At 70.7% G+C, this 12134-nt stretch carries 11 protein-coding genes and 1 tRNA gene; 6 read left to right on the top strand and 6 right to left on the bottom strand.

The window, feature by feature from the left end:
• Positions 1 to 67 precede the first annotated feature (67 nt).
• From HKD39_RS18245 to HKD39_RS18235, 3 genes are all read right to left on the bottom strand, one after another.
• Positions 68 to 157 (bottom strand) — tRNA-Ser (locus HKD39_RS18245).
• 91 nt (positions 158 to 248) lie between these two features.
• Positions 249 to 728, bottom strand: a complete 480-nt coding sequence (locus tag HKD39_RS18240; RefSeq protein ID WP_343074771.1) for a nucleoside deaminase — start codon at positions 726 to 728, stop codon at positions 249 to 251.
• Positions 729 to 734: 6 nt separating this feature from the next.
• Positions 735 to 1235 (bottom strand): tRNA adenosine deaminase-associated protein, encoded by a 501-nt coding sequence (locus tag HKD39_RS18235; protein ID WP_171201304.1) that lies wholly within the window; start codon positions 1233 to 1235, stop codon positions 735 to 737.
• Positions 1236 to 1380: 145 nt separating this feature from the next.
• Between HKD39_RS18235 and HKD39_RS18230 the strand changes: the two genes are divergently transcribed.
• Complete coding sequence (locus HKD39_RS18230; RefSeq protein WP_171201303.1) at positions 1381 to 2112, top strand: GntR family transcriptional regulator; 732 nt, start codon at positions 1381 to 1383, stop codon at positions 2110 to 2112.
• Positions 2109 to 3152: a prephenate dehydrogenase gene (locus HKD39_RS18225; protein WP_212754745.1), complete on the top strand. Its 1044-nt coding sequence runs from the start codon at positions 2109 to 2111 to the stop codon at positions 3150 to 3152. Before HKD39_RS18230 ends, HKD39_RS18225 begins: the two co-directional genes overlap by 4 nt.
• A 44-nt stretch (positions 3153 to 3196) precedes the next feature.
• Here HKD39_RS18225 and HKD39_RS18220 read toward each other — a convergent pair whose 3' ends face one another.
• Entirely contained in the window at positions 3197 to 3664 is a 468-nt protein-coding gene (locus HKD39_RS18220) for a VOC family protein (RefSeq protein WP_212754744.1), read from the bottom strand.
• A 212-nt stretch (positions 3665 to 3876) separates the two neighbouring features.
• Between HKD39_RS18220 and HKD39_RS18215 the strand changes: the two genes are divergently transcribed.
• The 3 genes from HKD39_RS18215 to HKD39_RS18205 all read left to right on the top strand — a co-directional run bounded on the left by HKD39_RS18215 (position 3877) and on the right by HKD39_RS18205 (position 5488).
• Complete coding sequence (locus HKD39_RS18215) at positions 3877 to 4533, top strand: putative glycolipid-binding domain-containing protein (RefSeq protein ID WP_171201301.1); 657 nt, start codon at positions 3877 to 3879, stop codon at positions 4531 to 4533.
• Positions 4534 to 4601: 68 nt separating this feature from the next.
• On the top strand, positions 4602 to 4910 hold the full coding sequence (locus HKD39_RS18210; protein ID WP_212754743.1) for an antitoxin: 309 nt from the start codon (positions 4602 to 4604) through the stop codon (positions 4908 to 4910).
• A gap of 278 nt (positions 4911 to 5188) precedes the next feature.
• A complete protein-coding gene (locus HKD39_RS18205) occupies positions 5189 to 5488 on the top strand; it encodes an antitoxin (protein WP_171201300.1) in 300 nt (99 codons plus the stop codon).
• 30 nt (positions 5489 to 5518) lie between these two features.
• Here HKD39_RS18205 and HKD39_RS18200 read toward each other — a convergent pair whose 3' ends face one another.
• Entirely contained in the window at positions 5519 to 6787 is a 1269-nt protein-coding gene (locus tag HKD39_RS18200; protein ID WP_171201299.1) for an MFS transporter, read from the bottom strand.
• A gap of 70 nt (positions 6788 to 6857) precedes the next feature.
• Between HKD39_RS18200 and HKD39_RS18195 the strand changes: the two genes are divergently transcribed.
• Entirely contained in the window at positions 6858 to 7766 is a 909-nt protein-coding gene (locus tag HKD39_RS18195) for a LysR family transcriptional regulator (protein ID WP_171201298.1), read from the top strand.
• Here the strand turns inward: HKD39_RS18195 and hrpA are convergent.
• The gene (gene hrpA / locus HKD39_RS18190) at positions 7747 to 11940 is read right to left on the bottom strand and encodes an ATP-dependent RNA helicase HrpA (protein ID WP_425488471.1); all 4194 of its coding nucleotides are present in this window, start codon (positions 11938 to 11940) and stop codon (positions 7747 to 7749) included. The two genes, HKD39_RS18195 and hrpA, sit on opposite strands and share 20 nt — an antisense overlap.
• Positions 11941 to 12134: the final 194 nt, after the last annotated feature.

Here is a 12134-nt window from a genome sequence, read left to right as displayed (position 1 = left end):
CCGCCACACTGGGACGCAAAAGCGCCTCGCTGCGGCGGAAATCCGCTGGTAACGAGGCGCTTTCACATGGCGGTAGCGGTGGGATTTGAACCCACGGAACGCTTGCACGCTCACACGCTTTCGAGGCGTGCTCCTTAGGCCGCTCGGACACGCTACCGGCGAAGAGTTTACCCGAGCGGGCACGCCGCGACGACCAGGTACCTGCGACGCCGGTCGGTGCGGTTCTCAGCTCCCCCGCACGGGTGTCGTCACGGCGTACCGGTGCGCCGCCGGGCAGCGAAGAACTCCCGCAGCAGCTCGGCCGCCTCGTCGGCCAGGGCTCCCGGCCGCACCTCGACGCGGTGGTTCAGCCGAGGATCGCGCAGCACGTCCCACAGCGAGCCCGCGGCGCCGGACTTGGGTTCCCAGCAGCCGAACACCACGGTCCGGATGCGCGCCGCCACCAGGGCGCCGGCGCACATCGTGCAGGGCTCGACCGTGACCGCCATGGTCAGCCCGGAAAGGTTCCAGCTGCCCCGCACCTCCGCGGCGGCGCGCAGCGCGACGATCTCGGCGTGCGCGGTCGGGTCGCCGGTGGCCTCCCGCTGGTTGACGCCGCGGGCCAGCACCACGCCGTCGGCGTCGGCGATCACCGCCCCGATCGGCACGTCGGGGCCGGAGGCAGCGGCCGCCAGGTCCAGCGCGGCCCGCATCAACTCACGGTCGCGCTCGGTGTGGAACTCGGCCACCCAGGGTCAGTCCCGGTCTGCCGGGTCCACCACGGCCACGAACTCGGTCTCGAATCCGGCCGCCTCTGCGATGGTCTGCAGCTGCTCGTCCGGGTACAGATCGTCCTCGCTGCACACCAGCTGCATCTGCTCCTCGGGGATCCCGAAGTCGGCGAGGACGGCGAGATCGCCCTCCGGCCAAGGGTCTTCGTCCAGATCGTCGTCGTCCGGCACCGGCACCTGCAGCAGGTCGAGCACGTCGGCGGCGATGTCGTAGTCGAGCGCGGCGGTGGCGTCCGACAGCAACAGCGACGCCCCGCCCGGCACCGGCCTGACGATCACGAAGAACTCGTCGTCAACGGCCAGCATCGCGAAGGCGGCACCGGCACCCGAGACCTGACGCACCGCCGAGATGACGCCGTCAAGATCATCCAGTAGTTCGTCCGCCAGCAACGAAACCTGCCAGGCGCCGTCCTCACGCACGACGGCAACGGCGAATCCTTCGGTGCTACCCGCTGGTGTGGTCACGCCGACAAACTTACGGCCTGCGCGGCGCCGGAGTCACGGGCAACCACACCGGAGAAATCTTCCGCCGGCCAACCGCGTCGGGCCACCGCGAGAACTGTCCGGCCAGAGCTAGGAACAGCACCGTCAAGTGCGCAAGGATGACGCCATGGCAGTCAATCGATACCTGGAGATCGCCGACGCGCTCGCCACCGAGCTGTCCGGCCAGCCGAACGGCACCCGCGCACCGTCGGAGCACCAGGTCGCCGACCAGTTCGGGGTGGGGCGGTCCGCGGCCAGGGCCGCGTTGCTGGAGTTGGAGCGCCGCGGGCTGGTGCGCCGCGTGCAGGGGGCCGGGACGTTCGTGCAGCGCCCGCTGGTGCTGACGGTCGAGCAGGGTCGTTCGACTGCCTGGGAGCAGCTGATCCGGATGGGTGTCGGGTCGACAACGGTGCCGTCGCTGCGGTCGGGACAGTTGCCCACTGCCGCTTGCCAGGCGATGAGGTTGCCGGCCGGCGAACCGGGGCTGCGCGCCAACATCAAGATCTCCGCGTTCGATCAGCCGGTGGGCCGGTCGGCGATCTGGGCCGCCGGCACCGGCATCGACCGGTCGTCGGTACTCGGTGACATCCGTGAGCACGAGTCGGTGCTCAACATGTTCGACGCCCGCAAGGTGCACCTGGTGTACCGATCGGCGCAGGTGGCACTGGCGCACAGCAGCCCGGAGCTGTCGGAGGAGCTCGGCATCGCCGCCGACCGGCCCTACTGGAAGATCGACGCGGTGCTGGTCGACGAGGCCGTCGGGCTGAATCTGTGGGCGCGCACCGAGTTCAGGGCCGACCGCATCGCCCTCGACCTGCGCATCGGCGCCCCGCCCCGGCACCAACGCACCAGTCGATGACAGCGCCGATGACGGTGCCGCCGCCTGCCGCCGAGGCGCCGCGGCGAGCCGTCTGCATTCTCGGGCTGGGACTGATCGGTGGTTCGCTGGGCCGCGCGCTGCTGCCGACCAGGCAGGTGGGTGGCTGGTCGCCGGGCGAGGACAGCCGCCGGCTGGCCGCCGCCGCCGGATTTGCGGTCGCCGACGATCTGCCCGGTGCGCTGCGCTGGGCGGATGAGCGGGACGCCATCGTTGTGCTGGCCGCCGAGCTGACCGCCTTCACCGAGTTGCTCCGCGGCATCGCCAGGTACGCCCCGCACAGCCTGCTCACCGACGTCGGCAGTGTGAAAACCATGGTGAGCCAACAGGTATCGACCATCACCCCGCAGGCCCGGTACGTCGGCGGGCACCCGATGGCTGGCACCGCGGAGTCCGGATTCGGCGCCGGCTCCGCCGAGCTGTTCCGCGGACGCACCTGGGTGACGACACTGGCCGAGCACACCGACCCGCTGGCCTGGGCGGAGGTGGCGGCGATGGCCATCGACACCGGCGCCAGGGTGGTGCCCACCACCGACCGCGAGCACGACGCCGCGGTGGCCCGCATTTCGCACCTGCCGCACCTGATGGCGCTGACGCTGGCGCAAGCGGGCGAGCAGGGCGGACCGCTGGCACTGCGGCTGGCCGCCGGCTCCTTCGCCGACGGCACCAGGGTGGCGGCCACTCGTCCCGAGCTGATCAGGGCGATGTGCGAGAACAACATCGAGGCGTTGGTGAACGCGCTGGACGACGCGCTCGCCATGCTCGGGGTGGGCCGGGCATCGTTGGCGTCCACCCGCTCGATCGCCACCGCGGCAACACTCGGTCACCAGGCCCGGCTGCAGTTCGAGCGCCAGCGGGACCGACGCGACAGCGGCGGCACCCTGTTGACGTTGACCGATCCCACCGTCGATCAGCTCCTTGACGTCGGTGCTTCCGGCGGCGACGTTGTCGGGGTCGGCCTCGGCCAGGGCGGCTCGCCCATCGAGGTGCGGGCCGAACTGCCCGAGAACCCTGCGCCGTAACCGACCTGGCGCCAGCAACAGCGGCGCCCGGCCGAACCCCGAGATCAGGGCGCGGCGACCAGCTCGACCTCGAACCCGTCGCTGTTCTCCAGGTACCCCGCGTAGGTCTGCTCGCCGCCGGCATGCGGGTACTTCTCGGCGAACAGCGGCTTCCAGCCGTGCCCGCCGGCCGCGGCCATCAGCTGGTCCAACTGCTCCCGGCTGCCGGCGTGCAGCGCCAGATGGTTGAGCCCTGGGCGCAGCCGATCGTGGGTGCCGGGGAGCATGGCCGGCGACTGCTCGACCACCAGATAAACGCCGGCGTCGCCGCCGAGCTGCCAGCTGGTACCGCCGTCCCACTGCTGGAACACGCGGTAGCCCAAGGTGGACAGCAGCCAGCCCCACTCGTCGACGGCGCGCGCCAGGTCGGGTACCCAGAGCTCGATGTGGTGCACAGCGCCGCGCACCGGCGCTGGCCCGGACCGGGTCGCAGCAGCTGAATCGTCGTCGGGGCCGGGGCTCATCGCAGTCATGGCCGGCATGCTGCCAGCACCGGCCGACAGCACCGTGCATCCGGCAGCAGCGTGCGTCCGGCAGCAGCGCGGCCCCGGCACCGACGCGGCGCGCGAAGTTTGTGACAGCGGTCGCACCCGATGTGGTGGTCTCCGGCCACCATCTCGGTGATTGCCGTCGCAGTGCCAACCAACGGCGCCGCAAGCCGCCGCCGCGGACGTACCGTTGCCGGGTGACACGTCCCGTATCTGCTTCTTTGTTCACCGTGCCGGCCGGCGCCCCTGGGGTCGCCGAGACCGCACGGCTGGTGTTTTCCGACCGTGGCCTGCGGGCCAACGGCTACCTGCTGTCCGACCAGTTCGGCAGCTGGTACTCACTGATGGCCGACAGCACCTCGGCGCTGCGCCGGCTCACCGTGCGGGCCGACTCCGCGCTGGGCGAACGGTCGCTGACGCTGACCAGCGCACCCGGCTCGCCGTGGGTGGCCGAACGCGCCGACGGTGGCCCCACCGATCCAGCGCTGACCGACGACGCCGACGTGCTGCTGGTCGGCTCGGCCGCGATGCTGGCGCTGCCGCTGGCCCGCCGGTTGGCCACCGACCCTGACGCCCTGCCGGCCGACGGCAGCCAGCTGCAGCTGCCCGTCACCGAAGTCACGGTTCCCGAGCTGACCGTGCAGCAGGGCACGGTCGACTACCGCCGGCTGCCTGCCGCAGACGATCTCGACGGGACCGCCGCCGAACTGGTCGACGTGGTCGCCGAGCACGCCGGACGCGCCGTGCGGCTGCACCTGACGACGGGTGGCAGCGGGTTGCTCGCGCTCGCTGCCGCCGACAACCGAACCACCGCATCGGGCGGTGTCGCCGCGGCCGCTGTCACCGCCTCGTGATCAGCCGCACCACCGTCACCACCCAAAGGTAGGAAATCGGTCCTCGGGGGCTGCGGGGCGCAACCGTCATGGCTACCGTCGGGGACGGCACCGGGTTGCACACCGGTTACGGTGTGCGGCGCGGTGTCGGCAATAAGTACCAACCAACCGCACCAACCACGAGGAGCATTTCCATGGTGGATTTCGGAGCAATGGGCGACAAGGCCAAGGATTTCGTCGGCGACCACGCCGATCAGGCCAAGCAGGGTGTCGACAAGGTCGGCGACGCCGTCGGTGACAAGATCGGCCAGGACAAGGTCGACGGCGTGCAGCAGAAGGCCAACGAGGCCATCGACAACCTGAACAACCAGGGAGACCAGCAGCAGCCGCAGCAGTGAGCGGCTCACGCTGAACCTGCACGTGCAATGAACCCCGTCGTCCCAAGGTCGGCGGGGTTCATTGCTTAGCTCAGCAAAACCGAACGGCACCGGCAACACGCAAACAACCAGCCCCCACAGCGCCGCCGTCACATCGCAAGCGCTCCCCTCGCCCGACGACACCTCGCAGGATTCACATCGCGGATTCACCTGGGAGTCGTTGCCCGCGGCCGACCGGCGGTCTAGGTTGTGGGGCACGTGGTCCCGACAGGGATCACCGGACGAAAGGGATGTATCTCATGGTTGACTTCGGTGGTCTCGCCGACAAGGCCAAGGATTTCGTCGGCGACAATGCCGACAAGATCAAGGACGGCATCAAGAAGGCCGGCGACGCCGTCGGCAACAAGGTCGGCCACGACAAGGTCGATGGGGTCGAGGAGAAGCTGACCGGGCTGGTCGACAAGATCAGCAGGGACGAAGCCGCTCAGGAGGGTGGCGCCGCCGGCCAGCCCGCTCCGAACCCGCAGGCGCCGCAGACCCCACCGGCTCAGACCCCGCCGGCCCAGGCCCCGCAGACCCCGCCGGCGGGCCAGCAGTAGCTGCCGGGTCCGGCCGACACCGACGCTCCATCACGGCCCCGTTTCCGCATCGCTCTTCCCGGCTGCGGAGACGGGGCCGTTGCGTGCGCCCCGGCGGGCGCGGAGCAGCAGGTACCCGGCAAGCAGGGCGCTGACCGCCAGCAGGCCGCCGACGTACAGCAGGCACCCGGTCCACCCGCCGGCCGCGTAGGCAACGCCGGCGCCGGTGCCGCCCACGGCGCTGCCGGTGTAATAGCCGAACAGATACAGCGCCGATGCTTCGGCGCGGTGGGTCACCGCGATGCGCCCGACCCAGCCGCTGGCCACTGCGTGCGCGGCGAAAAAGCCGGCGGTGAAGATCAGCACGCCGGCCAGCACCGTCGGCAGCCAGCCGGGCCCGGTCAACGCCAGCCCGAGCGCGGTGACGCCGACGGCGGCCAGCAACACCGGTCCGCGTCCGCTGCGATCGGCCAGCCGACCGGCCACCGCTGAACTCACCGTGCCGGCCAGATAGAAGCAGAACACCAAGCCCACCACCGCGGCCGGCAGCGCGAAAGGCGGTGCCAGCAACCGGAAACCGAGCAGGTTGTAGACCGAGACGAACCCGCCCATCAGCAGCATCGCGAGGGCGAACAGCGCCAGCAGCGCGGGTTGCCGCAGGTGTGCGACCAGGTTGCGGCCGACGGTCGCGGGGTGCACCGAATGAGCCACGAAGCGCAGGCTCGGCGGCGCCAGCACCACGAACGCGGCGGCGAACACGGCCGACCCGATGGCCGCGATCTCCAGCGCCCACCGCCACGACGTGACGTCAAGCGCCAGCGCGGCGACCAACCGGCCGAACAGCCCACCGACCGTCGTGCCGGCGATGTAGCGTCCCATCGCAGCGCCGATGGCCTGCTGATGCACCTCCTCGGCGAGGTAGGCCATGGCCACGGCCGGCACCCCGGCGACCGCGGCGCCCTGCACCGCCCTGGCGGCAACCAGCACACCGAACGTCGGCGACAAGGGGATCAGCAGCCCGAGGCCGGTGCTGACCACCGCAGACACCGTCATCACCCGGATCCGCCCGTAGCGCTCGGACAGCACGCTCGCCGGCACGATGGCCACCGCGATCATCAGCGTGGTGGCGCTGACGGCGAGCGTGGCGCGGGCCGGGCTGATCCCGAACTCGCCGGCCAGCTGCGGCAATACCGCCTGCGCCGAGTACATCTGCGCGAAGCTGGCCATTCCGGCGGCGAACAGGGCCAGCGTCAGCCGCCGGTACCCGGCGGAGCCGACGCGGTGACCCGAAGGCAGGTCGGGTGGGACGGCGGCTGGCATGCGCCGATGGTGCACCCGTTCCGCTGCGCCGCAAAATGCATGATGCGAACGCTCGTTATGCTTGGGCAGCATGAAGACGTCGGGTCTGCGTGACGGCCTCGGTTGGCTGTTGGTCTTGGCGCGGGAGCAGAACATGACGGTCGCCGCCGCCGAATTGGGCATCGCTCAGCCGACGCTCTCCAGGATGTTGTCGCGGCTGGAAAGTCGGCTTGGGCAGAGGATCTTCGACCGACCGGGACGCCGCCTGGTACTGAATCCGGCCGGCGCGCGGCTGATCGCCCACGTCCGCAGGGCCGACGCCGAGCTGGCGGCGGCCGAGCAGGAACTGCGCGCTGCGCCGCCGGTGCCGTTGCGGCTGGGATTTCTGCACTCGTTCGGCACCTGGCTGGTGCCGAGGCTGATCACCGACCTCGGGCTCGGCGGCCCTGACGCGCCGATCGAGCTGAGCCAGGGCGCCGCCGATCTGGTGGTGGAGCAGCTGCGCAGCGGTCGCAGCGATGTGGCCGTGACGTCGCCGCGACCGCCGACAACCGAGTTGGTCTGGCGGCAGCTGATGCGGCAGCAGCTGTGGCTGGCGGTACCGGCCGATCACCCGCTTGCCGGTCTCGACGGTCGGCGCTCGGTGCGGCTGGCGACGGTCGGCGAGCAGCCGTTCTTGAGCATGCCGCACGGTTTCGGGATGCGGTCGATTCTCGACAACCTGTGCGCTGCAGCTGGTTTCACACCACGGATCACCGTGGAGTCGCAGGAACTGACCACGGTGGCCGCGCTGGTGGGTGCCGGGTTGGGCATCGCGGTGCTGCCGGCCGAGGACGTCGCGGCGGTCCCGCCGGGGGTGCGGCTGCTGCCGCTCGCCGGCTCCGACGATTACCGCGAGATCGGGTTGGTCTGGCGGCCGGACCCGCTGCCGCACGTGCGCGAGTTCACCGAACGCGCCGTGCGCAGTTGCGCCGGCTGGGTCAGTCCGGCAGTGCGCTGATGGCCGCCTGAATGCGCTTGGCCGACACCGGCATCGCGGTGCGCATCGGTTGCGCGAACTCAGCGATCCGCCACTCCTGCAGCATCCGGGCGACGGCGCGGACGTCGTCGTCGGTGCGGCGTTCCGGCCGCAACCGGTCAAGCCGTTGCTGGTACCGCTCGGTCAGTTCCAGGATCGGGCTGAGCAGCGCCCTGTCCCGTTCCGGATTGCCGATGGCCCGGTCGGCGCGGGTGGCCAGCGCCTGCAGGTAGCGCTGCGCGTCGGGAAGGTGTCTGGCCTTGGTCTGCGTCAGGAAGTGTTGCGGCACCAGCTCGGTCAGCTGCTGGCGCATGTCGATCACCGCGGCAGCCGCGATACCGGTGAGCCGCGCCGCCGCCCGGTCGACGGCGGCCGCGGCGGCGTTCCTGGCCGCAAGGACGCCCTCCCCCGCCCTGGCGACGTCAACGGTGGCCTTGCCCAGCTGCGGCAGTAGCTTGTCCCTGACCCGCTCGAAATCGTTGTGGTTCCACACGATTCCGCCCGCCCAGTCCAGCAGCGCGTCGATCGCAGCGACGACGGCGTCGTCGGTGTAGGCCGCCGGCGAGCCCTGCGGGGCCGTTGCCAGGGTGAGCAACTGCGGTGGCGTCATGGACTTGCGGACGGCGCTGAGCTCGCTGGGCGCGGCGAGCTGCAGCAGCCGGAGCAGGCCGGATCGCATCGCCCTGCGCTGATCGGCCGGTTCGGTGAAGACCCGCACCCCGACGGTAGCGCCCTCGTCCACCAGCGCCGGGTAGCCGAGGACCTGCCGACCGGCCACCTCCCGCACCAGTTCTTTGGCGACTCCGTCGGCGGGAAACGTGGTGAGGCCGCTGATCTCCACCCGCGCTCCGGCGTCGGAAACCGCGTCGGCAACCGCGTCCCTGGTACTGACCCGCAGTTGCTCCTGCAGGACGGCCAGGTTCTTGCCGGTGGCGACCTCGGCGCCGTCGGCGTCGACCACCCGGAAGCGCATGCGCAGGTGCTCTGGCAGCTTGTCGGTGTCGAAATCCGTTGTGTGCACGGCAATCCCGGATACCGCGGTGAGCGCGGCCGCGAACTGCTCTACGAACGAGTCCTCCGGCTTGGTCGTCAGCGTCGATGGCTGCGTTGACGGCTGCGTCGACGCGGCGTAGGTGCCCGACTGCGCGCCGTCCAGCCGTGCCAGTGCCGCGGCGGCGAAGTCCGGGGCCGGAACGAAGTTACGGCGCAACGACTTCGGCATGGTGCGCAACAGCGCGACGGCGAGCTCGTGCCTTGCCCCAGGCACGTGCGCCGAGAAATCCGCCGGCCGCACCCTGGCCAGCACCGCCAGCGGGATGGTGACCGTGACGCCGTCGTCGGCGCTGGCCGGGTCGAACACATAGTCAAGGTCGAGATCGATGCCACCCGAGGTGAGCTGGTCGGGGTAGGCCTGCGCGTAGTCGCCCCGAACGTCGGCGCCGGCCGCGAGCACCTCGTCCTCGGTGAAGGTCAGCAGGTCGCCTTGCCGGCGAGACGTCTTGCGCCACCAGGTTTCCAGGTGCCGGACCGAGGTCACGTCGGCCGGCAATCGCCGCTCGTACAGCTCGAACAACGCTTCGTCGTCGACCAGCAGGTCGCGCCGGCGCAGCCGGTCCTCGCGCTGCATCACCCGCTGCAGCGTTGCCTGATTGGCCGCGTACCACGGTTGCCTGCTGCCAAAGCCGTCGCTGTCCGGCAGCTCGCCCTCGACCAGCGCGGAACGGATGAAGATCTCGCGGGCGGCAGCCCGGTCGATTCGGTCGAACTGCACCCGGCGTCCAGGTATCAACACCACCCCGAGCAGCGTGACCTTCTCGGTGGCCACCACGCTGCCCCGCTTGGCGTCCCAGCGCGGCTCGGAATAGTTGCGCTGCACCAGATGTGCGCCGACCTGCTCGGCCCACACCGGGTCGATGCGAGCCGCCATCCTGCCCCACAGCCGGGAGGTCTCGACCAGTTCGGCCGCCATCACGAAGGCCGGTGGGCGCTTGGCCAGCGCCGACCCTGGCCAGAGCACAAACCTGGTACCCCTGGTGCCCTGGTACTCGCGCCCGGGCTCCAGCTTGCTGCCGACGTGCGAGAGCAACCCGGCCAGCAGCGCGGTATGCACGGCGTCGGCGTTGACCGCGACCGCCTCGCTGCTCTTGCCCTGCTGGCCGGCCCCGGTGCCGGCGGCGGACCGTTTGCCGGCGGCCCGCTCCTGTTCCCCAGCGGCCGCGCTGGCGGTGGTGTCCATGCCGAGACCCCTGGCCAGTTGCCGCAGTTGGGCGTGCAGGTCCTGCCACTCCCTGATGCGCAGATAGTGCAGGTACTCGGCGCGGCACATGCGCCGGAAAGCGTTGCCCGACAAAGCTTTGGCCTGCCGGCGCAGGTAGTGCCACAGGTTCAGCAGCGCCAGGAAATCCGAGTGCGGATCGACGAAGCGGGAGTGCGCCGCGGTGGCCTTGTCACGTTCTTCCAGCGGGTACTCACGCACGTCCTGGATGGACAGCGCCGCGACGATCACCAACACCTCGGCGAGGCAGCCTCTGGCGTCGGCCTCGACGATCATCCTGGCCAGCTGCGGATCGAGCGGGAGCGCTGCCAGGGTGCGCCCGGTCGCCGTCAACCGAGCCGGTCGATCCGCCCGTTCGGTCGACAGCGCACCCAGTTCCACCAGGGTCCGGACGCCGTCGGCGACGTTGCGGCTGTCCGGCGGGTCGACGAAGGGGAACGAGGCGATGTCACCGAGGTCGAGCGCAGCCATCTGCAGAATCACCGATGCCAGTGAGGTTCTGGCAATCTCCGGGTCGGTGTACCGCGGCCTGTCGTCGAAGTCCTGCTCGCTGTACAGCCGAATGCAGATGCCGTCGGCGACCCGGCCGCAGCGGCCGGCACGCTGGCCGGCCGAGGCCTGCGAGATCTTCTCGATCGGCAGCCGCTGCACCTTGGTGCGGGTCGAATAGCGTGAGATGCGCGCGGTGCCCGGGTCGATCACATAGCGCACTCCAGGCACCGTGATCGAGGTCTCGGCGACGTTGGTGGCCAGCACGATGCGCCGGTTCGAGTGCGCCGCGAACACCCGGTGCTGCTCGGCGGCGGACAGCCGCCCGTACAGCGGCAGCACCTCGATCGGTGGCCCGCCGCGGGCCGGGCGGTTGTCCAGGTGCGCACGCAGAACGTCTGCGGTGTCGGTGATCTCGCGCTCGCCGGACAGGAAGACCAGAATGTCGCCACCGCCGTGCGGGTCTTCGGCGATCAGCTCGTCGACGGCCTGCACGATCGCCTCTGACTGGTCGAGCTGCTCACCACGGGACAGCCGTTCGGCCGCCTGCGCCGGGTCCGGTGCCGCCCGGCCCGAATCCGCATCGCCGGAATCGTCCGAGTCATCGGAGTCGTCCGAGGCGTCGGCACCGTAAGGGCGGTAACGGATTTCGACCGGGTACATCCGACCGGACACCTCGACAACGGGCACCGGCCGATCGGCGGTGGCGAAGGCGGCGGCGAACCGCTGCGGGTCGATGGTCGCCGAGGTGATGATCACCTTCAGGTCGGGGCGGCGGGGCAAGAGCTGTTGCAGGTAGCCGAGCAGGAAGTCGATGTTCAGGCTCCGCTCGTGGGCCTCGTCGATGATGATCGTGTCGTAGCGGCTGAGCAGCCTGTCCTTGGCGATCTCGGCGAGCAGGATGCCGTCGGTCATCAGTTTGACCAGCGTCCGCGGCGAGGTGTGGTCGCCGAACCGCACCGCGTAGCCGACCTGGGCACCCAGCTCGGTGCCGGTCTCGTCGGCGATCCGTTCGGCCAGCGCCCTAGCGGCGATCCGGCGAGGTTGGGTGTGCCCGATCATCCCGCGCACCCCGCGGCCCAGTTGCAGGCAGATCTTGGGCAGCTGGGTGGATTTGCCCGATCCGGTCTCGCCGGCGACCACCACCACCTGATGCGCGGCGATCACCTCGGCCAGTTCGTCGGCGCGCTCGGCCACCGGCAGCTCGGGCGGGAAGGTGATCACCGGAACGTCAGCGCGCCGCCGCTGCAGCGCCTGCTCCGCACGCTCGATGTCGGCGGTCAGCTTCGCCAGCTGCTTAGGCTCGGGTGCTTCGCTGCCGGCCAGCCGGTCCAGCGCCCGGCCCAGCCGGTTGGCGTCGACCAGGCCCACCTGTGGGAGCCGGTTCCGCAGCTGCGCAATGGCCGGGCTGTCCGGCCGGGGCCGGCGCGGTCGGGCGCCCCGGCCGGCTCCGCCACGGTGCCGGCGTTTGCGTCCGGGACTGGCGGTAGCAGGCTGCTCGGGCATATCAGAGCCAGGATAAGTGCGCCCGCCAGTGAGTTGCCGCGCGCGGACCGTTCAGCCGGCCGCCGCCGCGAAACGGGGTC

Origin of the sequence: Nakamurella aerolata (assembly GCF_013002705.1) — a bacterium.
In the GTDB taxonomy this organism is placed as follows: Bacteria; Actinomycetota; Actinomycetes; order Mycobacteriales; family Nakamurellaceae; genus Nakamurella; species Nakamurella aerolata.
Note: the sequence above shows the minus strand (reverse complement) of the source record. Positions and strands in the feature narration are given on the sequence as shown.

What these genes read in the sequence shown, in the direction of transcription:
- HKD39_RS18230 (WP_171201303.1), top strand. Translation starts at nt 1,381, where the DNA reads ATGGCAGTCAATCGATACCTGGAGATCGCCGACGCGCTCGCCACCGAG.
- HKD39_RS18210 (WP_212754743.1), top strand. Translation starts at nt 4,602, where the DNA reads ATGGCTACCGTCGGGGACGGCACCGGGTTGCACACCGGTTACGGTGTG.
- HKD39_RS18200 (WP_171201299.1), bottom strand. Translation starts at nt 6,787, where the DNA reads ATGCCAGCCGCCGTCCCACCCGACCTGCCTTCGGGTCACCGCGTCGGC.
- HKD39_RS18195 (WP_171201298.1), top strand. Translation starts at nt 6,858, where the DNA reads ATGAAGACGTCGGGTCTGCGTGACGGCCTCGGTTGGCTGTTGGTCTTG.
- HKD39_RS18225 (WP_212754745.1), top strand. Translation starts at nt 2,109, where the DNA reads ATGACAGCGCCGATGACGGTGCCGCCGCCTGCCGCCGAGGCGCCGCGG.
- HKD39_RS18205 (WP_171201300.1), top strand. Translation starts at nt 5,189, where the DNA reads ATGGTTGACTTCGGTGGTCTCGCCGACAAGGCCAAGGATTTCGTCGGC.
- HKD39_RS18220 (WP_212754744.1), bottom strand. Translation starts at nt 3,664, where the DNA reads ATGACTGCGATGAGCCCCGGCCCCGACGACGATTCAGCTGCTGCGACC.